This window comes from Bradyrhizobium sp. SPXBL-02, from assembly GCF_051853065.1.
GTDB lineage: Bacteria > Pseudomonadota > Alphaproteobacteria > Rhizobiales > Xanthobacteraceae > Bradyrhizobium.
Genome location: NZ_CP182474.1, coordinates 2,447,975 through 2,469,334, shown reverse-complemented (window position 1 = coordinate 2,469,334; position 21,360 = coordinate 2,447,975). Strand labels below are relative to the sequence as shown.

At 60.1% G+C, this 21,360-nt stretch carries 18 protein-coding genes; 9 read left to right on the top strand and 9 right to left on the bottom strand.

Annotated features, from left to right (window positions below; all coding sequences use genetic code 11):
• Nucleotides 1-37: 37 nt before the first annotated feature.
• From ACNJYD_RS11120 to ACNJYD_RS11095, 6 genes are all read right to left on the bottom strand, one after another.
• Nucleotides 38-850, bottom strand: coding sequence for an ABC transporter ATP-binding protein (locus tag ACNJYD_RS11120; protein WP_439366398.1), 813 nt, complete (start codon nt 848-850; stop codon nt 38-40).
• On the bottom strand, nt 847-1,863 hold the full coding sequence (locus ACNJYD_RS11115; RefSeq protein WP_439367461.1) for an ABC transporter ATP-binding protein: 1,017 nt from the start codon (nt 1,861-1,863) through the stop codon (nt 847-849). Before ACNJYD_RS11115 ends, ACNJYD_RS11120 begins: the two co-directional genes overlap by 4 nt.
• A 14-nt stretch (nt 1,864-1,877) precedes the next feature.
• The gene (locus ACNJYD_RS11110; RefSeq protein WP_212255186.1) at nt 1,878-2,741 is read right to left on the bottom strand and encodes an ABC transporter permease; all 864 of its coding nucleotides are present in this window, start codon (nt 2,739-2,741) and stop codon (nt 1,878-1,880) included.
• Nucleotides 2,741-3,745 (bottom strand): ABC transporter permease, encoded by a 1,005-nt coding sequence (locus tag ACNJYD_RS11105; protein WP_212255185.1) that lies wholly within the window; start codon nt 3,743-3,745, stop codon nt 2,741-2,743. Before ACNJYD_RS11105 ends, ACNJYD_RS11110 begins: the two co-directional genes overlap by 1 nt.
• A gap of 65 nt (nt 3,746-3,810) precedes the next feature.
• Nucleotides 3,811-5,712: an ABC transporter substrate-binding protein gene (locus tag ACNJYD_RS11100; protein WP_439366397.1), complete on the bottom strand. Its 1,902-nt coding sequence runs from the start codon at nt 5,710-5,712 to the stop codon at nt 3,811-3,813.
• A gap of 753 nt (nt 5,713-6,465) precedes the next feature.
• Nucleotides 6,466-7,005, bottom strand: coding sequence for a helix-turn-helix domain-containing protein (locus ACNJYD_RS11095; protein WP_439366396.1), 540 nt, complete (start codon nt 7,003-7,005; stop codon nt 6,466-6,468).
• 769 nt (nt 7,006-7,774) lie between these two features.
• On the opposite strand from ACNJYD_RS11095, the gene ACNJYD_RS11090 reads away from it, so the two are divergent.
• The 4 genes from ACNJYD_RS11090 to tnpC all read left to right on the top strand — a co-directional run bounded on the left by ACNJYD_RS11090 (nt 7,775) and on the right by tnpC (nt 11,836).
• Entirely contained in the window at nt 7,775-9,133 is a 1,359-nt protein-coding gene (locus ACNJYD_RS11090; RefSeq protein ID WP_439366395.1) for a tyrosine-type recombinase/integrase, read from the top strand.
• Between the two features lie 272 nt (nt 9,134-9,405).
• Nucleotides 9,406-9,828: an IS66-like element accessory protein TnpA gene (tnpA, locus tag ACNJYD_RS11085; RefSeq protein WP_439366394.1), complete on the top strand. Its 423-nt coding sequence runs from the start codon at nt 9,406-9,408 to the stop codon at nt 9,826-9,828.
• Nucleotides 9,829-9,919: 91 nt separating this feature from the next.
• Complete coding sequence (gene tnpB / locus ACNJYD_RS11080) at nt 9,920-10,177, top strand: IS66 family insertion sequence element accessory protein TnpB (RefSeq protein WP_246161162.1); 258 nt, start codon at nt 9,920-9,922, stop codon at nt 10,175-10,177.
• A 69-nt stretch (nt 10,178-10,246) separates the two neighbouring features.
• Nucleotides 10,247-11,836 carry an IS66 family transposase gene (tnpC, locus tag ACNJYD_RS11075; protein ID WP_439366393.1) on the top strand — a complete coding sequence of 530 codons (1,590 nt, stop codon included), beginning with the start codon at nt 10,247-10,249 and terminating at the stop codon, nt 11,834-11,836.
• A 742-nt stretch (nt 11,837-12,578) separates the two neighbouring features.
• On the opposite strand, the gene ACNJYD_RS11070 is transcribed toward tnpC, so the two are convergent.
• The 3 genes from ACNJYD_RS11070 to ACNJYD_RS11060 all read right to left on the bottom strand — a co-directional run bounded on the left by ACNJYD_RS11070 (nt 12,579) and on the right by ACNJYD_RS11060 (nt 15,379).
• Nucleotides 12,579-13,172, bottom strand: coding sequence for a hypothetical protein (locus ACNJYD_RS11070; protein ID WP_439366392.1), 594 nt, complete (start codon nt 13,170-13,172; stop codon nt 12,579-12,581).
• Between the two features lie 463 nt (nt 13,173-13,635).
• On the bottom strand, nt 13,636-14,754 hold the full coding sequence (locus ACNJYD_RS11065; RefSeq protein ID WP_439366391.1) for a hypothetical protein: 1,119 nt from the start codon (nt 14,752-14,754) through the stop codon (nt 13,636-13,638).
• Nucleotides 14,735-15,379 carry a Cap15 family CBASS effector gene (locus ACNJYD_RS11060; protein ID WP_439366390.1) on the bottom strand — a complete coding sequence of 215 codons (645 nt, stop codon included), beginning with the start codon at nt 15,377-15,379 and terminating at the stop codon, nt 14,735-14,737. The genes ACNJYD_RS11065 and ACNJYD_RS11060 overlap by 20 nt, the downstream gene beginning before the upstream one ends.
• A 1,357-nt stretch (nt 15,380-16,736) precedes the next feature.
• Between ACNJYD_RS11060 and ACNJYD_RS11055 the strand changes: the two genes are divergently transcribed.
• From ACNJYD_RS11055 to ACNJYD_RS11035, 5 genes are all read left to right on the top strand, one after another.
• Nucleotides 16,737-17,882 carry a patatin-like phospholipase family protein gene (locus ACNJYD_RS11055; RefSeq protein ID WP_439366389.1) on the top strand — a complete coding sequence of 382 codons (1,146 nt, stop codon included), beginning with the start codon at nt 16,737-16,739 and terminating at the stop codon, nt 17,880-17,882.
• The gene (locus ACNJYD_RS11050; protein ID WP_439366388.1) at nt 17,879-18,931 is read left to right on the top strand and encodes a cyclic GMP-AMP synthase DncV-like nucleotidyltransferase; all 1,053 of its coding nucleotides are present in this window, start codon (nt 17,879-17,881) and stop codon (nt 18,929-18,931) included. The genes ACNJYD_RS11055 and ACNJYD_RS11050 overlap by 4 nt, the downstream gene beginning before the upstream one ends.
• The gene (locus ACNJYD_RS11045; protein WP_439366387.1) at nt 18,928-19,338 is read left to right on the top strand and encodes a hypothetical protein; all 411 of its coding nucleotides are present in this window, start codon (nt 18,928-18,930) and stop codon (nt 19,336-19,338) included. Before ACNJYD_RS11050 ends, ACNJYD_RS11045 begins: the two co-directional genes overlap by 4 nt.
• Nucleotides 19,339-19,523: 185 nt before the next feature.
• Nucleotides 19,524-20,654, top strand: a complete 1,131-nt coding sequence (locus ACNJYD_RS11040; RefSeq protein ID WP_439366386.1) for a ThiF family adenylyltransferase — start codon at nt 19,524-19,526, stop codon at nt 20,652-20,654.
• Nucleotides 20,651-21,265 (top strand): Mov34/MPN/PAD-1 family protein, encoded by a 615-nt coding sequence (locus tag ACNJYD_RS11035; RefSeq protein ID WP_439366385.1) that lies wholly within the window; start codon nt 20,651-20,653, stop codon nt 21,263-21,265. The genes ACNJYD_RS11040 and ACNJYD_RS11035 overlap by 4 nt, the downstream gene beginning before the upstream one ends.
• The last annotated feature ends 95 nt before the right edge of the window (nt 21,266-21,360 follow it).

Sequence of the window (21,360 nt, the reverse complement as noted above, 5' to 3'; positions counted from 1 at the left end):
CAGGTGCCCTGGAGCTTGTGAGGTAGATCATGCCGACTTAAAGGCCCGCTGCGAAGTCAGGCAATAGCGCGGCCTCGCGCAACTGACGGGAATAGGGATGCTGCGGCGCATTCAACACCGCTCTTGCGTCGCCGCTTTCGACGACGCTGCCTTGCTGCATGATGATGATGCGGTCGCTGACGTAATAGGCGGTCGCCAGATCATGAGTGACGTAGATGATGGAGATACCGAGATCATCGCGCAACGTCTTGAACAGGTTGACGATGGATATGCGCAAGGATGCATCGATCATGGAGACCGGCTCGTCGGCCACGATCAGCTTCGGATTGGCGAGCAGCGCGCGGGCGATCGCGACCCGCTGAAGCTGTCCGCCGGAGAGCTCGTGCGGGTACCTTCGGCTTACCTCTTTCAGCGACAATCCGACCTTGTGCAGCGCCTCGTCAACAGCCATCTCGGGCGCGAGCCTACCATCGGCCGCGATGAAGCGGCGGTGCGTCATGAACAAATAGCGATCGATCCGCTTCAGCGGGTTGAAGGATTCGAACGGGTTCTGGAAGATCGGCTGCACCTTGTGCATGAAGGCGAGGCGGTCGGCGGCGGTGCGGATCGTTGCAAGATCGACACCGTCGAACCGCAATTTGCCGCTGGTGGGCGTGTCAATGTTGAGGATCATCCGAGAAAGCGTGGTCTTGCCGCTGCCGGATTCGCCGATGATCGCAAAGATCTCGGGCCGCCCTGCGGCGAGCCGGAAACTGACGTCCTTGACCGCCGCAACGCGTCGCCCCGTCAGCACCCCTCCCCGCATGAAGGTCTTGCTGACCTGGCAAACCTCGAGCAACAGGTCGCTCATGTCCCACCGCTCCGATTGACGGCAAAGCAGGCGACGCGATGCGCAGGCGCGTTCTCCCGCATGGCTGGGACCTCGTGCCTGCAAATCTCCATCGCCAGCGGGCATCGCGGATGGAAGCGGCACCCGGTCGGCGGATCGGCAAGATTTGGCGGAGTGCCGTCCAGTGCCTTCCGCGGGACGTCATCGCCGATGCGCGGCAGGCTGGAGATGAGATGCCTGGCGTAAGGGTGCAGCGGATGGCGGAAGATCTCCAGCGTTGCGGCCTCTTCGATCAAGCGGCCGGCATACATGATGCCGAGACGATCGGTCACATGCGCATGAACGCCGAGATCATGGCTAACCAGCAGGACCGACGAGCCGATCTCGCGACGGATGGCACTGATCAAGGCGAGCACCTCCTTCTGCACCACGACGTCGAGCGCGGTTGTGGGTTCGTCGGCAAGAATGACATCGGGCCGGCAGATGGTGGCGAGTGCAATGGTGGCGCGTTGCCGCATGCCGCCGGACAGCTCATGCGGATAGGCCTCCAGCACCGAGGGGTCGAGCTTGAGCCGCGCCAGATGGGCGACCACCTCCTGCTCGAATTGCCGGCGGCTCTCGCCAATATGCGGATATGCGAAGTCGACGAAGGCTGACCGGAGCCGGCGCACCGGGTTCAACACGTTCATCGAACCCTGCATGATGTAGGACAAATGCCGCCAGCGGATCCGCGCCACCTCGGCCTCAGGCGCGCAGTGCAGTCCGCCATAGCCTGGCAGGAAGGCGAAATCCACGCGGCCGCCGACCACCTCCAGTGGCGGCCTGACCGCGCCTGCGATCGTCTTGACCAGCGTGGTCTTGCCGGAGGAGGATTCGCCTGCGAGCCCGTAGATCTCGCCGCGGCCGACCACGAAGCTGATGCCGTCGACCGCCTTAACGGCCCGCTTAACCCCGTGGCGCTCGGTCCGGAAGTGGGCCTGCAGGTCGTGCACCGACAGGATCGGCTCCGCCTCCTTGGACGGGTCGCCCTGCATTGTTGCGGCCGGAATCACGGCGCGCCTCCCAAGCTGCCGAGACGGCTGCGCGGATCGATGTAGTCGTTCATCGACACCGCCAGCAGAAACAGCCCGATGAAGGTCATGATGACCGCGATCGTCGGAAAGGCGATCCACCACCAGACTCCCGCAACCATCGCGGTATGCTGGTTGGCCCAATAGATCATGCCGCCGATCGTCGGCGTGTTGATGTCGGTGAAGCCGAGCACCGCCAGCGTCACCTCCAGCCCGATCGACCATACCATGTTGTTCATGGTCGTCGAGAACACGATTGGCAAGACATAGGGCAAGTGCTCTTGGACTAGGATCTCGCGCGTGCTCATGCCGGAGAACAGGCTGCTCTGGGTAAATTCACGGGCCCGCAGGCTCATCGCCGCCGAGCGGATCAGACGCGCGTCGTAGGCCCAGCCGAGGCAGGCCATGATCAGCGCCAGCAGCAGCCAGGACATGCGGTCGCGCATCACGAAATAGAACAGCACTAGGATCGGCAGCAGCGGGATGACGATGAAGGTGTCGTTCACCGACATCAGCGCCCGATCGATCCAACCGCCCTTGTAGCCGCTGAGGAGCCCGACCATGAGCGCCAACAGACGGCTGATCAATGCCACGGTGCATCCGAACAGCAGGGTATTGCGAAGGGCAAAGGTCAGCTGCCAGAACACGTCCTGGCCGCGCGATGTGGTGCCGAACCAATAGGTCAGCGCCGGCGGCACATCCGGCGGCACCACATAGACGTCCTGCGGCGAATAGGGCGAGAAGCCCGCCAGCAATGACAACAGCAGCACGATGGCGATGAGCGCGGCCCCGATCCGGAATTCGGCGTGGTAACGCAGGAGGTCACGCAGGATTGCAGTCATCAGCTGACCCTCACCCGGGGATCGAGCAGTGGATACAGCAGATCGATCACGAGCACGCCGGTCGAAACGCCGAGGATGGAGACCGTGGTCACGCCGAGCACGAGCCCGTAGTCCCCCGCATAGACGGCATCGACCAGTAACGAGCCGACGCCTGGATAGCCGAATACCTTTTCGGTGATGACGGCACCGTTGAAGATTCCGCCAAGCGAGATGGCGAGCCCTGTGAGCTGGGGCGGCAGCGCGTTGCGCATCACGTAGGAAGACAGGATGCGCCCAGACCTGACACCCGCCAGCTCGGCATAGAGCACATAATCCTCGGTCACGACGTTGGACACCAGCGCGCGCATCCCGAGGAACCAGCTGCCCACGCCGATCAGGATCAGCGAGAGCGCGGGCAGGATGGCGTGCTGCAGTACGCTGACGACGAAATCGAATGTCAATGTCTGCGGCAGGTTCATCGCCGAACCGCCGGTGATCGGCAGCACCGGCCAGAGGAAGCCGAACCCGATCAGCAGCACGAGCGCCACGATATAATAAGGGATCGGATGCAGCCCCATCGCGACCAGCCCCATCAGCTTCAGCCCGCGGTTTTTCTGGTAGTAGCCGGCAAGTCCGCCGAGCAGGCTTCCGAGCCCCCAGGCGATGATTGTGGAGATCGCGAGCAGTCCGGCGGTCCAGGGTAGCGCACGGCCAATCAACGTTGAGACCGGCGTTGGAAACGCCGAGAGCGAAGGACCGAAATCGGCGCGCAGGATCCGCTTCCAGAACGCCAGATATTGCTGGGCAGGCGAGCCGCCAAGTCCGTAGAGCTCGCGCAGCGAAGTGCGCATCTGCTCGATTGCATCCGGAGCCGTGTTGCCAAAGGAGGTGACCGCCGAGATCGACTGCTCGACGGGATCGATCGGCGTGGCATGGGTAATCACATAAGCGAGGTTGACGCCGATGAAGACCACGAGCACGAACTGCGCCAGCCGTCGGCCAACATACGCAACATATCCGCTCATCGACACCCCCAGAAGGTCGGACCGCGGCGTTCGGACAGACGCGACCCGCCGCCTCCTCATGACTCCTAGCCGGCAGGCTTGAGCTTGACGAGCATATAGCGCGAATTACCCCAGTTCGGCACCGGATTGGTGTAGGGATTTTCCGACGTGGGATATCCCGTCCAATAGGTCTGGTCCATCGCCGTGAAGACGTTGTACGCCATCAGCGGGATGGTCGGCATCTCCTTCACCGCGAGCTTGATGTAGTCCTTGCCGAGCTCGATCGATTTCGGATCGTCAAAGCCCACCATCCGGATGGTCTCGATGATCTTGTCAAGCACGGGGCTGGACCAGCGCTGCCAGTTGCGCAGCGGTTGCGATTTGCCCGGCTCCGCGACGAACTGCGAATGCCAGCTGTCGAGGAAGTAGGACAGGTCGGGGTGGCCGCCCCAGGTCTCGACACTCCAGCCGATGAATGTGTCGAAATCGCCGGCCGCGCGCCGGGTCGGCAGCGTCCCCTGCGCCACATCGATCCGGGCGTCGATGCCCGCCTGTTTCCATAGCTGCACGATCATGCTGCCGGCCCGCGTCATCACCGGGCGTAGGTCGCCTTCGACCATCACGCGAACGGTGAAGGGCTTGCCATCCGGCGTGATCCAGGCGCCGCCGCGCTTGGTGAAACCAGCCCTCTCGAGCAGTTCCTGCGCGGCCTGCGGATCGACCTTCCACCAGCCCATGCCAAAGGCACGGGCGATCTCCGCGGGATCGGATGGTATCTGCTCGCCCATCGAAGGCCGCAGCATTTCGGCGATCTGCTTGCCGATCGTGGGATCGTACGGCTTGATCTTGCGCTTGCCGGTGTCGATCTCGAAACCCTTGAGCCATTCCTCTATCGGCTGATGGTACGTTGCCGGATGGGCGCCGGTTGGCGGCACGCCGATGGCGGATATGGTGGCGGCGCCACGGTAGGCCGCCATCGACACCGCCTTGATGTCGATCAACAGCGCGAGCGCCCATCGCACGTCGGGGTTCTTGAACAGCTCGTTCTGCGTGTTGAAGATCACCGCCGGGAGCGTCGGATCGGGATGGGCATAAGGAAATCCCTTGAACCATGCCCGTGTCACCTTGCTTTGCTTGGCGAGGGCAAACATGCCCTCGGGCGCGATGTCATGGACCACATCGAGCTCGTGGTTAAGCTGGGCAATGACCCGCTTGTCTGGCGGGCCGGGATCGATATACGCGAGATATTTCGGCCCGGGCTTGCCGTAGCGGGCGAGCGTGGTGCGCTGCCAGTCGTCCCGCAATTGCCAGATGTACCATTTGCCGTCGGGATCGTAGCTGTACAGCACATAGGCGCCGAGCGAAGCCGGCTTGTTGAAATCGAACTTGGCCGGATCATCCGCCTTCTCGAAAACATGCTTGGGCAATATCCATACCGCGCCCCAGCGCACAGTGAAATTGGCATGGAAGCGCGAGTTGGGTTTCTTGAGCTTGAACACCACCGTATACGGGTCTGGCGCCTCAACGGATGCCACGTTACTCGCGAGCACCGCGCTGAAGCGCATTCCCGGATGCTTGATCTGGATCGTCACCGTCGCGACGACATCATCCGCGGTGAACTCAACACCGTCGCTCCAGAAGATGCCCTTGCGGAGCTTCGCCGTCATCTCGGTAAAATCGGCATTGTATTGCGGCTTGTCGGCGGCCAGCGAGTTGTCCCAAACGCCGTCCACACCACTTTCGGGATCGATGTACCAAAGAGTATCGAGGGCGACCTGTTGCAGCCCGTTCGACTGCGATCCGGCGTTGATGGCCCAGATGTTGAACCATCCGGCGTTCTTGACGGTCCCTTCCGGGTTTTCAAGGATGAGCAGTTGCTTCCTAGGGATGTTCTGTAAAGTGCCCTGCGCGTGGCCCGGGGCCGCCGACAGCAATGCCACCATCACGAGAGCGCACGCAAGCAACCGAATTGCACGAAGGCAGCGCATCATCTTCCTCCCGGTGCAGCTTGGTTCGATACTTGTGCGACGAATGCTAAAGGTGGCAAAAACGAGTAACAACAGAAATCTTGCTCGGGGTGAAGGATCGGTTCCCTATGTTACGCGCATACGTCTGGTCAGCACGGCGGGGTCACAGCTCTGGCCCAGCAGCCTACGGCGTAGAGTGCGCAGCGACCTCGCATCGCGGTTTCGCAATCGCCACGAGGTGCTCTCTGCTCCCGTTGAACGCCGGAGGACACGCGACCGCTGCCCGCGGCGTCGTCCTGCGCGCCCGTCTAAACGACCGGATGTTTTTGCACACCCCTGGGCATCACCGCGGTGCACGATCGAGAACATCTCTCCGGACACTGCACGGGCGAACCGAACTTCGTTGCGTTGAAGAAAGCGTACGGCACACGATACATCTACGCCGGGCTTGGTACATCGCTGGTCATCGGGCCCGACATAATTCCAACGTCCGGCGCGAGCGATCTCGCGACCTATCGTAGGCTCGCCAGTGGCAAAGACTGATTTCAAGTCAACAGGAGGACTCGGTCATGACGAATGTCCCTCTCGAGTATCAGTACCGGCATGACCAAAGGCTGCCTTGGCCCGCTCGCATCGTCCTGTTCAGGTCACTTGCGCGAAGCAGACCTTTCGGCGCTTTGAGCTAAGGTCGGGCACGGGCCTGAAGCGACGGTCGTCAACCAGGGGACGATGCAAAGCATTCGCCCTTATGTTATTTCTGGCCGACGCAGGGGCCTAAAGTCGGGCAGGCATGCTATCGCTCGTTCCAGCTCTCTTGCGATTGCCTTGTAACGAGTGAGCGCCCGCGCATAGACATCGCGCTTGAGCTGGCTCCTTGCTGCCTGCTGAAGGCGCTCGCACTCGGCCATTTGCACGCGGAGCAGTTCCAGATGGGCCAGCATCTCTTTCATCGACAGGTAATCTATCCCACATCAGCTTCGGTTCAATAGCGAACGACGTTCGATTCATCTGAACGGGGGAATATTGCAGATGCGAACCATTCGGGGAGCTCAGCTTCTCCTCATCCATTCGTTTGATCCTCTGGCGCATCGCGCAGTAACACTCACAAGCGACGTTCTCGAGCCGCGTTCGATGGACCTCCAACGCGCCGCGCCGCTCCGATATGATGCGGCCGATTGCCCGAAGTTTACGCATGGTTAGAGTCACGGTCGTTCGCCGCACTCCGAGAAGTTGTGCGAGCGCCGCCTGCGTCAATCCAATCTCGCTGCTCGCAACACGGTCATGTATCTCGACAACAATCGAGCCATACGGCATTCCACCGGGTGCACCGCGTTGCAGGCAGCCACATTCTGAAGCTGCAACAATTGAGTGCGGAGATGGAGGCGCAGAACACGCTTGATGGCGCCGCTTTGCTCATAGGCTTGTTGGAACCGTGGGACGGGACTCTGGAGCGCAGCTCCGGCCACATAGGCCGTTGCTGTGACTGGCGAGTGCGAAGGACTTAGAATAGAGAGAGCCCCGACCGCTCCTTCCGAGCCCATGAGAGGGAAGCGACAATGTGTCCGTCCGACATCTCGACCAGGAACGCCAAGACCCCGCTGAGGGGAAAATAGACTTGTTTGAGCTCATCTCCGGTTCGCACGCGTACAGCATCAGATTCGAAGCGGGAAGCTCGAGGTGAACCAGAAGCGAAGACCTGAAGCCGGCCGCCGTTCGGAGAGTACGAAATCTAGAAGGCGCCGGTCCGGGGTCGTCCTTGAGAGCGCCGCGCCAGATCCGCGGCGAAGGCGCGGCTAAACGGTGGTGTAAACGGCGCTTATTTTGCCGTTTGCTTAAACCGCTAAGTGTTTGATTTATATGGTGGGCGCACCAGGGCTCGAACCTGGGACCCGCTGATTAAGAGTTCGAAACCGGCGCCTCTCTGCGATTTCTGAATCTGCGCCACACTACGATGAACTCGAGAAAGGTCTTTTATTTATAGAGACTTGTCGCATAGCTTCGCAGCCCAGCGAACTCTGACCTTCAAACACCTCAGTTCGCCAAAACCGTTTGAAAACCGTTTTAGCAGTTCACGTCGACCCTCATGACCGACATTCGCATTGCTCTCAACGATAAGGCCATCGCTCAGCTGCCGACTCCTGAAGATGGCTGGTATTTGGCTCGCGACACCGAGTTGAAAGGCTTCTTTGTGGTTGTCGGGAAGCGAAAAAGGACCTTCACTGTTCAAGGTGATCTTAGACAACGAGGAAAGCGGGCCTCCTCCATCAGAGTATCGATCGGTGACGCCAGCGAGTTGACCACCAGGGCAGCCCGCGCGATTGCCAAGGATTATATTGCTCAGATCAGCAAGGGACAGCACCCGAAAGCGAGGGAGAACGGAAACTCCGAACAGGCCGGGACCGATGGGAATGGTGCTGCAGGGGCCGCCACCCTGGAGCAGGCTTGGCAACGCTACCTGGAAGCCCACTTGATCCGAAAAGGCCGTAGCGAGAAAACGATCAGCGGGTATCGCGATCACGTTGAACGCCTCTTTTCGGAATGGCTGAAGACCCCTTTGCTGGATCTCGCGAATGATCCCGCTCGCGTCGCCAAAAAGCATGATCAGCTTACTAAGGAGAACGGTCCCTACATCGCGAATGGCAGCATGCGGACGCTGCGGGCCATCTACAATCATGCGCGGAAGACCAATCGATCGCTCCCGCGTGACAACCCCGCAGATGCTGTCGATTGGAATCAGGAAGAGCGCAGGAACACTGGTATGGGGACCGGCGATTTGAAAGGATGGTTTCTCGAACTGGCCAAACTAGAGAACCCAATCCGGCGCGAATTCCATCTTTTAGCATTGCTGTGTGGGTCGAGACCCACCGCCTTGCAGCAGGCCAGACCCGAACACATAAATTTTCGACGGCGTACGCTCCACATCCCAAAGCCCAAAGGAGGCAGCAAGCGAGCGTTCGACATCCCGCTATCTCGGCAAATGATCCTGTGTCTCATTCGGGTGCTTCGTTTCGGCAGGCAAATGCAGCCGTCTCAGGCGCAAAAGTGGTTGTTCCCCGCTGAGAGCGCCTCTGGACACTTAGCGGAAACAAAGGAGGATCGAGAGGTCTTGTCAAAATGGGGCAATGACCTTCGTCAAACATTTCGGACGATTGCCACCGCTGCCGGCGTTTCCGAATTCGATGCTAAGCTCCTCATGAACCATTCTATCCCTGGCGTGAACGCAGGCTATGTCACTCGGCACAAGCTGGTTGAAGACCACCTGCGCAGCCAACAGCAAGCTATCAGTACCGTGGTGTTCTCCGCACTTGGTGACTCGCTAATGGAACATAAAGCTCTGATCAATTGGCTCGGTCACGGGGCTAGCCGAAGAACCGTTAGCCAAGTCCGATGGGAGCCAAACACTCTGGGTGAGGGGCAAAAACAAATTCAGCAGGCAGCATGACTTCGAGTTGGCCCCCTGAGGAGTGTGGCAGTGTAACTCGGGAGACTGTTCTGGACGGTGTGCCGAGAGTTAGCAGCAGTTTCCAAACGCACCCCAAGGACCCGCGCCTAACGGCCTTCTGTACGTAACGAACTCAAGGGCTTAAGCGTCCTTTTGAGCGCAACGGATCAGAATCCGAATGGCGGAATCAAAAGTAACCGCTAAGCGGGAACCCTTGCTTCGGGACTGGGATGGCTGTGCGAAGAAGCCTCCGGTTAGGACGGAGGCTTCGGATGGGATTGGACAGCAAAAAGGACGTCTATTTGGACGGCTCATCGGCGGTGTCGGTGAGCCGGCTGGAGATTCTTGAAGGGCCGTCAGGACGTCGTGTGCGGTCGGAAGCTGACAGAGCTCGGATCGCCGCGGAGAGTCTGTTACCCGGCGCCCAGGTATCCGAGGTAGCGCGCAAGCACGGAGTGACGCGCTGGCAGGTCTACGATTGGCGACGGCGGCTTCGACAGCGAGGTATGTTGCCGCCGTGCGAGGCGTCTCCACCAACGTTTGCGCCGCTGGTTGTGGAAGATGCGTTGGAGGAGCGTCAGGCTCCGGCGGTCAAGCTTGAGATTGCGATCGGCGATGTCGTGCTGCGGACTGACACAGCCATAGATGCTGACCAGCTATCCCGGGTGATCCGTGCGGTGCGAGCGTCACGATGATCGCGGCCGGTGCTGATCTGAAGATTTACGTTGCCACGCGGCCGATCGACTTCCGCTGTGGCCACGACGGGCTGCGGCGAAGGTACAGGAGATGCTTCGTCTCGATCCGTTCAGCGGCGCAGCCTTCGTGTTCCGATCGAAACGAGCGGACCGGATCAAGATTTTGGTCTGGGATCGAACGGGTCTGGTGTTGGTGCACAAACGCCTCGAAGGTTGCAAGTTCGTTTGGCCAACGATCGCGGACGGAGTGATGCGCATGTCGCCGGCGATGTTCGCTGCCTTGTTCGAAGGGCTGGATTGGAGATTGGTCCGCCCGGAAGAAGCACGGCGCCCGCAGGTGGCGGGATAACTGCGGCAGAATGACTCGGCAGCTATTTTGATCGTGGCACGGGCGGCGGCGATGTGCTCGAAATAGCGCATGAGCATCGCGACACTGCGCGACGAAAACGAACGTCTAAAGGCGCTTCTGGCGCAAACGCAGGCGGCTTTGAGCGAGCATCAGGGGGCACTGGCGGCGTCGGAGGAGGCGCGGCGTCGGCTGGAGATCATTCTCGGCGAATTGCGACGCGACAAGTTTGGCGCGAAGTCCGAGAAGCTACGACCAGATCAGTACCATTTGCCGCTCGAAGACGTGGAGATCGCGCAAGGCATCTTGGATGCGGCGCAGGAGAAAGCCGAGCAGGTCATCCAGGGCCGATCGCGGAGCGTGACGGATCAAGAGTCTCATCGCAATCGCGGCTGCTTGCCTGCTCATTTGCCGCGGGTGGAGCAGATCATCGAGCCTGCGAGCACGCTCTGTCCGTGCGGTTGCGGCGCCATGACGAAGATCGGCGAGGATATCAGCAAACGTCTCGACGTAATCCCGGCGCAATGGCGCGTGCTGGTCACGCGCCGCCCGAAATACATCTGTCGCCGCTGCTCGGGCCCTATCGTGCAGGCGCACGCACCGGAGCACGTCGTGCCTGGCGGGCTGCCGACCGAAGCGGCCATCGCGCACGTGATCGTCTCCAAGTTTGGCGACCATACGCCGTTTTACCGTCAGGCCGAGATCTATGCGCGCCAGGGGATCCGGCTGGATCGGGCGACACTGGGCAACTGGTCTGGTCGCGCCTGTTTCCATCTTCAACCCATCGCGGACCACATGCGCCGCCACCTGGCCACGGCGGATCGCCTGTTCATGGACGAGACCACGGCGCCGGTACTCGATCCGGGGCGCGGCCAAACGAAGAAAGGTTACTTCTGGGCGATCGCCTCAGACGACCGCGGCCACAGCGGTCCAAGTCCGCCGGTCGTGCTGTTCCGATATGCCCCCGGTCGCAGCGGTGCCTTTGCTGAGCAGTTCCTCGAGGGTTTTGGCGGACGCTACCTGCAATGCGACGCCTATGACGGGTATGACCGGTTGACCGAAGTCGTTCGACCGCAAGGGCCATGGACGCTCGTGCATTGCTGGAGCCATTTGCGCCGCCGCTTTGTCAAGTTGGTGCGCAACAGCAAGTCGCCGATCGCCGAGGCCGCCGTTCGGCACATCGCGCAGCTTTACGCCATCGAAGCCATGGTTCGCGGCGCATCGCCGGACATCCGGTTGGCCGCGCGCAAGGAGCACTCGCTGCCCATGGTCGCCGCGTTGAAGTCGTGGTTTGAGAAACAGCTGTCGATGATCTCCAGCGGTTCGACGCTCGCCGAGGATATCCGCTATGCGCTCAATCATTGGCAGGGGCTGACCCGCTTCCTCGAAGACGGGCGTCTCGAGCTCGACACCAACCCGGTCGAGAACGCCATCCGGCCGATCTGCTTGACCAGGAAAAACGCGCTCTTCGCCGGACATGAAATCGGAGCGGAAAACTGGGCTTTGCTCGCCTCGATCGTCGCCACCTGCAAACTCAACGACGTAAACCCTGCTGCCTACATCGCCGAAACACTCGAGGCGATCATCGACGGCCATCCCCACAGCAGGATCGAAGACCTCATGCCGTGGCGATTCCGCAAAGCGTCAAGCCCGCATCAATAGGGTGACGGCTAAGCGCTTACAATCAAAACCTGCTTGATTATTCAATGATTTCAAAGCGGGCCTGGAAAAAAGGCTCAAAATGCCTTCCAAATTCAATAGTTTGGCAGCTGCTTCCAAATGAAAGCAGTGCTCCACGTGGTTCGCTATTTCTGACGATGGCGCTCAATGTCCCCAACGCCTAGACTAAACCAAAAGAGCCACCGCTTTGGTGGCCGACGTTTTCGTTGCTGTACGTCAGCAGACGAAGTGTACGATCTGGACAGCAGTCAGTTTTAGGGATGTGGACCGATTCCAGGTGAAAGCGTTTCCCGGTAGTCGCCAATGCTTCTGCGTGGGAGAGCGCTCCACGCCGCCGCGGAACGAGTTAGCCGCTGTGGTAACGTGCAGCCATCCCGCCACTCGCGTCGGACGGCGGAGGCGAACTCGTACGCGTATTGAAAAAGGCTCCAAACTGAGAGGTCCGATCTGAACGCTGGTGTGGTATGTGATTGGTCTGCCTGGCGGCGCATCAGGCTTCTAAAGCGGACCCGCTGATTAAGACACACGCTGCCAGCATTGATTTTCCTACCATTACATGTCAATGGCTTGCAGCGAAATTTCCAACCACGAGAGCGCCGTCGTCGGGAGATCCATCATTCAAGCGTCGTGGGTTCGAGTCATTTGCTCCGCTGCATGCGAAGCAATCAATCGCAATTGATCGAGTTTAGGAGGCGGTAGGCGAGCTTGGGCCGAGGCCAGTCGACTAAAACCAAGCAGGCCTCTCCAATCGAAACTCCGCAATGCCGTTGGTCGGCTGATCTGTGAAATACTCTCCGCTCAGGAGCTTGGTGTCCTGCCTTCCCACCTGGATGATGGCCACACCTCGATAGATTGTCGGGTAGCCCGGCTTCGTGAACTCCGGCTTCCTTCGGTTCTCGAAGACGTAGTAAACGTGGTACTGCGTGCCGGTGGGATCACGCGTGGCAACTACCGCCAGCGTGGTCGAAGTCGATTCCCTGGTCTCCAGGACGAGCGACATTTCGCTGAGACGGTGTCGGATGGTCAACACCGCGTCTCGGAGTTCCTGCCTATCTGGCGGACCATAACGCAGCACGCCGGTCCAGCGGCCGCCCAGATATGGGAAAGTCGCTCGTTGAAATGCAGGGATCGTGCGCCATGCCACGTACAGGGCTGCGACAAGGCCAGCCGGTATTCCGAGAACGTACCTAGCGAATTTCCAGACGTCCTCGTACGCGTTTCCCGTGAACGCGTCCGCGAATTTCAGCGAGGCGAATATCGCTATCGCGAGGCCAGCGACTATCGTAAACAGGTGCCGTGTCTGAAGAAAGCTGATCATGTCGAGGACCGCGCCCAAGATTACCGGATTTGACGAGATATTCAGAGGTCTGGCCGGACCTCCGGCGGTTTGCGATCCGCTAATTTGCTGTCTCTACGACTACGATAACCCACCACCCTTCGCCGAGCCAATGCCGCGGGATCCTCATCCTGAGGTCGGGCAGGTCGTCGACAGCAATTTCGCTGAGGTCGTAAGGGCGGCGATCGCACTCAATGAAGCCATTCACGACGGAGCGATCATGGCAGCCGTGGATCATGGTTCGCGGTGCACCATCAGCGGATGGTCCTATCGGCTCTTCCCACCGCCTGCTGAAATACCCCCACCTCCCAATAAGGGATCGGCATTCAACAGCTGCGCAGCGATGTCTCTCGTGCCAGGCGTCCTGGCTCTGTATCTGGTCTCGAAAGGATCGGCCTGGCGGTTTGAACGAGGCGGCGTCGATCGTCTTTAGCAGCCGCAAGCTTCAACCTGGTATCTCGATCGAGTCGATAGCGTCGCGCGCTACTCCCCAGGGAATGCCCAGGTCAAATGTCAATTGCGGCCTCTGCTCCTTGGCGACGTTCTTCACGAGATCATCGATTTCGTGGGAAAGTGCTTTCATGCCTTCGTACTTCTCCTGGGTATCGAAAATGACGCGCGAGCCATCCGGGACGCGCAACTTCTTTGCTTCTTCAGGATTGTGATAGAGATAGTCCAGATGCCGCTGCACCTCCGCGAGGATCCGGAGCTCGTATAGGTATCCGATTTTCAGGGCCGTCTGATCTGCATGGTACATAGTCGCGGCAATATCGAAGCTGGAAAAGTTAATCCTTGTACCCTCCTCGACAGCATCAGCTTTGACATTCTTACAGAGTCGTACGGCTTTCCTAAGTCCACCTAGGCACGAATTGCATCGATCTTCGATCAGCTTTATGTGCTTGAAAGGGAAGTTTTCGATCGTTTTTGGCACCTTGCGATCGAGAATGACCACTCCACGGTCGTGGAGCTGTCTAGACTCCTGGTAGGTGATGGTATCGTACCAGTGGGAGGGAACGACATCCACCGGTCGTGCCAGCGACCCTCCGGAAATGGCAATCGCTTTTCCGCCGGATGTATCCACCTCGGCCGCCGGAAAGCTTGCCGGCAGGATCTTCTCGATCGAGGAACGCAGGTCATCGAGCACTCCGAGCGACGTGCGTGCGGTCGGGCTGTAGGCGCTGGCCAAAGGACCCGATGCGTGGAAGATGAGGAAACCGGTCTCGAGCGTGAGGAGGTCGACGTCACTGACTCCCCGAATGTGAATATTAAGCGGAACCGAGCCTTGGATCCGGAATTCGAGCGTGTCGATACTTTTCGCGATCTGATTGCCGACGCGCTCTGCCGTTTCAATGCTGATCCTGGTGTATTCGGGCCCGACTTCCTGCATCGCACCGAGCGCGTATCGCGTGTAAGCATGCGTCGGCGCTCTAGTTTGCCATTTTTCCGCAACTACGCTTTTTGACAGGATTTCCTTGCGCGAGGCTTCATTGAGCCTCCCGAGACGATCGACGCCTTTTCGGCGGAGCCGTAATTTATCTAATCGACTATTGATGTCCCTTGCCATGGTCTCTCTTCAGACTCATCATTCCAAAAGTGAAGCGGCCGTGCCCGTTGAAATACTCTCCCTCCGCGGATTGGATATCCTTGGAAAATAAGAGCATGCATGAACCGAGATGACTCCGAAGTTCGACTTCGCCAATGTTTGGATCGTTACGATAGTTGTAGAGCAGTCTATAACCTTCGGCGTCATCGCAGATCAGAGCCGCAGCAATGCTGTCGGATCCTGATTGATCAGTCTTCATCCTGACCCGGATCTTGTCCCAGGTTTGAAAGATCGTGAGCGTAGCACTCCATGTGTATCCGACACTCCCATCGGGCTTCAGGCTTCGACCTTCGCAGGACCACCTCCCCGCGAGGTCGGGTACTTTGAGCGCCGCATTGAGAAAGGGCCATCTCCAAGCATACCGATTGAGAGTCCAGAAGAGCACGGTGTATACCATTCCCGCGCCGACGAGAGACAGGATGGCTGGCGGCAGGTTGACATTGAGCCCGTAGCGCTTCGCCACATCCACCGCGGAAAGAAGAACAAACACCACCGTCCCGGATATTGATGTGGCAACCAGCGTCAGATACCTTCCGACCTTGGCCCGGTTCAGTCCACCATGGAACGAATAATCGTGTTCTCTCACTTTGACGTCCTGCCCCGGATTGTTCGACTACGACCGGGGCCGTGTGGATCGACTCTCGCCCCACGGTGGCGCCCTGAACCGATCTCCGTAGCGGAATGTGAACGCCTGCGATGCATATCGTGCGAATTTGAGTTCTCGGTGAGATCACCACGCGAGATGTCACGGCTGTCCTGAGACAAGAGAATCAGGCTGACCAGCCTCGTGATGAAAGCGGGCTCGGCGAAAGAAGTCCATATTGGGCCGCGTCGTTCCCAGTCGAAATCGGCGCAAACGCGCAGGAATACTGCGTGCAAGCCAACTGCGATTCCGGAATTGCGGTCCGGGCACCAAGCAAGGCGCATTGCGGAGAGAACCTTAACACTAGCACTCTTATTGAGATCGCTTCTCTCTCGAATTCGAATGGATTGAGCGAGAGGAAAATCCCAAGCTCCTTCTGCTCATGTTGCTTGCGTGTGTCGATCTCCAACTCCTTCTGCGTGCCCCTCATGTTTTCTTCGACTCGAAACAGGGATCTTTCGTCCTGGTGCAATGGTGACATGGCGAATATCATAAGTGCCGCAGGCCCTGCCTTGACGCTCAAATTCCACGTTTTAGTGGCTATTTTCGACGAATTTCACCAGAGCGATTGTGCGAAGTTGCGGACGTGTTTGAATCGGCGGTTGGTGCCATCTAAAAGGCAACGAAGGGCGTTGCCCGGATCAGGCGCGGACCTGCCGCATGAGTGGGGCCAGCTTGGTGTGCCGGGAGCGCAGTTGGTGGGATCGCGATTGTCGGGTCAGCGCGCAGCACTTAACGGATCAAGGCCGCTCGGCCGCACAGCATTGGCCCCTCTTGAATGTTGCTAGCGCGAAAGAGTTTGCGGGTGGAGCTCCTGAGATCAGATGCCGCCAGATTTGCCCAGCCTGACAACAAGACGTGGGAGTGGCTCTGCTGCCCTTGCTCGCGCGCAACGGCGCTGCCGGGATCTCGAGGGTGAGGGAGACTTCGGGGATCGCCATCGATCCCCCGGCGGACTGAACGGGAGCTTCGATCCCAGTCCGCGAGCGAGCGCGGCGCGAATCGCGCGCCCAAGAGCCAGAGCTAACCGAAGTCAATCCAGCAATCCTGAACTCCCGCAGGAAAAAGTAGGCGCGCCGGCCCTTGCGCTCCCGAGAGAGTCCCGCCATTTCAACCACCAGTTTTAATCACGTCTTTCGGGATTCCACCAAAACCGTTCGGAGTCGCCGCGCGCTTTTGACTGACAGTCCGGCGCCGTAACGAGGCGCGCTTTGTCACAGCTTGCTGCGGGCTTCAACCTCTCCGCAAAATGGCGCAACGAACGAACAATTAGTCGACTTTGAGACGTATAGGCACGCGCGTGGTTGCAGGTACCGAGAAGGCCGGGGCAGAAGGATCGGTCGACGTCAAGGCCTACCGGGTGTTGAGCCTGGACGGCGGTGGCATGCGCGGGATCTACACCGCCGCGTTCCTCGATCGCCTCGTTATTCAGTTCGCGCGAACGCGCGGAGTAGAAAGCCTCGATCTTGGAAAAGGCTTCGATCTGATCACCGGCACAAGCACCGGCGCGATCGTCGGTTGCGCACTCGCCGTCGGCCGCCCAATGGGGGAGATCGTCAAGATGTACCGCGACCACGGTCGTCAGATCTTCCCGCATCGGATCAAAGGTACGTTCAGCGCGATCTGGCGCATGTTCATGGGCGGACGATACGTTCGCACAGGCGACAAGGTGCTGCGCAAGGCCCTCACGGATGTGCTCAAGGAGACGACCATGATGGACGTCTACCGAGAGCGCGGCATCTCATTGTCGATCCCGGCCATCCTGATGAGCAGCCATCGCTCCTGGGTCTTCAAGAAGACGCCGGCGAGCGGAGTACGCGACGACCACTACAAGCTGGTCGACGTGTGCATGGCGTCGAGTGCCGCACCAATCTTCCGGTCACTGGCGGCGATCGACGATCCCAACAACGATCACGGCGTCGTACAGGTGTTCGCCGACGGCGGCCTCTGGGCGAACAATCCCATCATGGTGGGGCTGGTCGACGCGCTCGCGTGCGCGCCCAAGGGCGCGCCGATCGAGATCTTTTCGCTTGGTACCTGCTCGCGGCCGGAAGGTGAACTCATCCCCGCACGCAAGGTGCACCGCTCGATCCTCGGCTGGAAGATGGGGGCGGAAGCCGCAGGCCTCAGCATCACCGCCCAGGAGTTTGCCTTCGACAACATGGCGCGGTTCATCGGCAATAAGCTGACCGAACTGGGACGGCCCGTCAGCAGATTGCGCTTTCCAAACAGGGATGTGCCTGCGGAAATGATGAAATTTCTGGCGCTCGATGACGCTCGCCCGGAAGCCGTGAACAGACTGATCCAGCAGGCGAGTAACGACGCCGACCTTGCCAAGAGCGCTTGCGACGATCCGAGTAATCCCGAGGGACGCATGGTGAAGACACTGATGATGAGCCTGCCCGAGATGCCCAAGGCCGGCGTGACGATGGAGGAGACGACGTGAAGGATTGCAGCGAACAGGTTGCAGGGTTCGAGCGCTCGGAAGTGCGCATGTCGGAAGACGACCGCGCCGACATCTTTGGAAAGGCCAAGACCAATCGCGGTCGGCTCAAGTCGGGCCTCGACCGCAACGGAAGTCCCAAGGCGATCGGGTCGCGCACGCAAGGGTCCTACGCGATGCGGACGATGATCCAGCACGATCGCGGTGACTACGATGTCGACGACGGGGTCTACTTCAAGCGCGACAGCCTGAAGAACGATCAAGGCGAGGATAAATCGCCCGAGGACGCCAGAAAGATGGTCAGCGACGCCCTGCAGGACGGGCGTTTTGCAGACCAGCCCGAGCCCCGGAACAACTGCGTGCGGGTCTATTACAAGCAGGAGGGCTATCACGTCGACGTGCCCGTCTACCGTGAGAACCGCACGACGGATCCCTTCACCGGCGCGGAGAAAAAGTGGTTCGAGATCGCCGCCGGCGACAAGTGGAGAAAATCCGATCCGCTCGCCAACACACAATGGTTCAAGGATGAGAATAAGAAGAAGTCGCCGGACGCCACGGCGAACGGAAACGATGGTCAGTTCATGCGGATCGTCCGCCTAGTCAAGGGTTTCGCCCGGAGCCGCTATGGCTGGTCGAACAAGATCGCGAGCGGGTTCGCGATTTCGAAACTCGTCTGCGACAACTTTGCGCGGGACGACGGACGCGACGATCGGGCTTTCCGGCAGACAATGAAAAACATCAGCTTCGCCCTAAGCTTGAGCGACGCCATCCGGCACCCGGTGCTGGACGAGAACATCTCAGAATCCGGCGACGCGAAGACCGCCTTCCTCAAGGAGAAGATCGACGAGAACCTGAAGCATCTCGACGTACTCGACGAGGCGGATTGCACGCATGAAGAAGCGATGAAGGCGTGGGATAATCTGTTCTTCACTGACTGGTTCTCTAAGCAGCCCGATCCCTCCAAAAAATCGAAGGTCGAGAAGGCCAGCGGCCCCGCCGTGATCAAGCAAGGTGAGAGCCGATACGCCTCGAAGGAGACGCGCCACGCGTGAGCCTTCCGCTTAAAGCGACGGCTGCGGCCGGCTCCACAGCTCAGGGCCTGGACGCCTGGTTCATCGGGCTCGGCGACGATTTTCTCGGCCGCGTGCCCGCAGACTCGCTGCGGCCCGCCATGGTCGAAGGCTGGCGGTTGCGATGGCGTGAGCGGGAGCTCCAGGTTGAGGTCGACGCGGACTTTCCCTACAGCGTGGCGCGGATCTATCTCGTCGGCTACGCGCGCGCGCAGGCTCAGCCACACATCGAGAAGGACGGTAAACTCTGCCTGGGCTGCAAGGCGGTGCCCAGTGATCGTGTCCGCACCGTCCAGATGGCGCTCGCCGAGGCCTTTCAGCTTCTCACCGAAAACGAAACAGGCAGCACGACGACGACTTCCGCGAGGATTTCGGCGCCTATTGGCTGACCTGGGCGGACCGAAGGGACCTACTCACCGAAGTTTTGCCCGGCTTGGGAGGGGCGCGCAAGACGACGCTAGCTCGCGCGGTGCGAACGGAAGGTCGGGTTTTCGTCTTTCCGGGCAAGGACAAGGCTGCGAGGTTTTGGGCCAATTTGACTGGTGATGCGCCGAAGTGGCTCAAGGAGACGCCGGTGATCTCCATCGATCCCCTTCCCGCCCCCAGCCGTTATCCCGACTCCGCGGCAGAGCTGTGGGCGCTCGTCCGTACGCGGTCGCAGGGCGGTACGGACCTGTTGGCGCGGTTGATGGCCAACACTCCGATGGAAGGGTTCGTCGTACTCGCCGGCATTGCCCCGTCAGGTCGCGAACACTATGCCGGGCTGCGGATCCGACGGCCCCTTGACCGCTCGGGGCAACCCATCAAGCGGCGCGCCATGCGCGAAGGCATCGAGCGCACAGAGGACCCTACGCGAACCCTCTTCGAGCGCTTCAAGGTCGAGCGTCTGCCCACGGATCGATTGGATGCGGGATCGACGCGATTGCCCGAAGGCGTCCAGCGCGAGATGTCGGCGGCCAAGGTCGTCGTCGTGGGCTGCGGTGCTCTCGGATCCGGCGTGGCCCGCATGCTGGCACAGGCCGGTGTCGAGCACTTGAGCCTCGTCGATCCCGAAAAACTCGGATGGGAGAACATCCGCCGCCACGAACTCGGGGGTCGCGTCGTAGGGCATGGAAAGGCGGAGGCCTTGGCCGATAGTATCCGTGCCGGCCTGCCGATGATCGGCTTCGCGCAGGGCTACAAGATGACGTTCGCAGCGTTTGCGCGCGAGCATCACGACTCACTCAGGCAGACAGATCTGATCGTGAGCTGCACCGGCGAATGGACGGCCGACGCATCGGTCGAACTTGCGTTGAGGCAGCCCGGCCATAAGGGTGCGGCCGTGTACGGCTGGATGGAGGCGCACGCTCTCGCCGCTCACGCTGTCCTGGTCGGAAGCTCCGGCGCGAGGTTGGCCGACGGCTTCGACGAAAACGGAAAATTCCGTCTGCCTGTCGTCGCCGGCGGCAGGCCGCCCCCGCCCGAATGCGGAGGAGCGTCGACGACGTTCGGTGCGGTCGAACTCGCCCACGCCCAAGCTCTCGTGGCCAGGCTCGCAATTGACTCGTTACGGAAGCTCGAAACCGGGCCGGCATGGCGTTCCTGGCTTGCGGACGCTGCGGCATTCGACGAAGCGGAAGCCACCATCGCTGCCGGCTGGGTGGCGGCGCGAGGGAAGCCGGACGACATGGGCGGCTTGTTCAGCGGCGAGTGGACGTTCCGGTGAGTGAGCCGCATCTGACGTTCAAAGTCGGGCGGATCTCGGTTCGTATCGGAGCACAAGCTCTTGCGACATTCGATTTGCACCGGCAACGTCGGTTCTTTCAGCGCGAGGCTGGTGGCCAGCTTTTCGCGCGGGTCCGCGACACCGAGTGGGAGATCGTCACGGCGACCGGGCCGCGGTCGCGGGATCGCCGGGGCCGCTTCTCGTTCTGGCCGCATCGCGCTTCCGAACAGGAGGAAATCTTCGAGAATCATGCCCTGGGGCTCGACTACGTCGGCGACTGGCATACCCATCCCCAAGACACGCCAACCCCCTCACCCGACGACCTGACGAGCATCGCCGAGGTGGTCCGCTGCTCCACCCACCACCTTCCCGGATTTCTGCTTATGATCGTGGGACGCAGCCCGTATCCCGAGGGTCTCTGGGCCTCATTCCACTCCGTGGACGGTGCTCGCCTCGTGGCTGAGGACATACGGGTCATGCCTGGTTCCGACGACCCGCTCCGGAACCTCGTAAGCTCCGCCGCAAGTCCTAAGGTTTCAAAGAGTTGCAAATGGCGGAAGACCACAACAGGTGCGAGCAGAGCGCTTTATCGTCCCGATCGGGACGATTAACGCAAATCCCAATCCAAAAATCGCCCTTAACATTCCCGATCGGTTCTTTTTCTTGGTAAACCTTCCTAGAACTAGGCAAAATCATCCCGATAGGG

Coding starts and splice junctions, on each gene's coding strand:
- ACNJYD_RS11120 (WP_439366398.1), bottom strand. CDS start 850: ATGAGCGACCTGTTGCTCGAGGTTTGCCAGGTCAGCAAGACCTTCATG.
- ACNJYD_RS11115 (WP_439367461.1), bottom strand. CDS start 1,863: ATGCAGGGCGACCCGTCCAAGGAGGCGGAGCCGATCCTGTCGGTGCAC.
- ACNJYD_RS11110 (WP_212255186.1), bottom strand. CDS start 2,741: ATGACTGCAATCCTGCGTGACCTCCTGCGTTACCACGCCGAATTCCGG.
- ACNJYD_RS11105 (WP_212255185.1), bottom strand. CDS start 3,745: ATGAGCGGATATGTTGCGTATGTTGGCCGACGGCTGGCGCAGTTCGTG.
- ACNJYD_RS11100 (WP_439366397.1), bottom strand. CDS start 5,712: ATGCGCTGCCTTCGTGCAATTCGGTTGCTTGCGTGCGCTCTCGTGATG.
- ACNJYD_RS11095 (WP_439366396.1), bottom strand. CDS start 7,005: ATGCCGTATGGCTCGATTGTTGTCGAGATACATGACCGTGTTGCGAGC.
- ACNJYD_RS11090 (WP_439366395.1), top strand. CDS start 7,775: ATGACCGACATTCGCATTGCTCTCAACGATAAGGCCATCGCTCAGCTG.
- tnpA (WP_439366394.1), top strand. CDS start 9,406: ATGGGATTGGACAGCAAAAAGGACGTCTATTTGGACGGCTCATCGGCG.
- tnpB (WP_246161162.1), top strand. CDS start 9,920: ATGCTTCGTCTCGATCCGTTCAGCGGCGCAGCCTTCGTGTTCCGATCG.
- tnpC (WP_439366393.1), top strand. CDS start 10,247: ATGAGCATCGCGACACTGCGCGACGAAAACGAACGTCTAAAGGCGCTT.
- ACNJYD_RS11070 (WP_439366392.1), bottom strand. CDS start 13,172: ATGATCAGCTTTCTTCAGACACGGCACCTGTTTACGATAGTCGCTGGC.
- ACNJYD_RS11065 (WP_439366391.1), bottom strand. CDS start 14,754: ATGGCAAGGGACATCAATAGTCGATTAGATAAATTACGGCTCCGCCGA.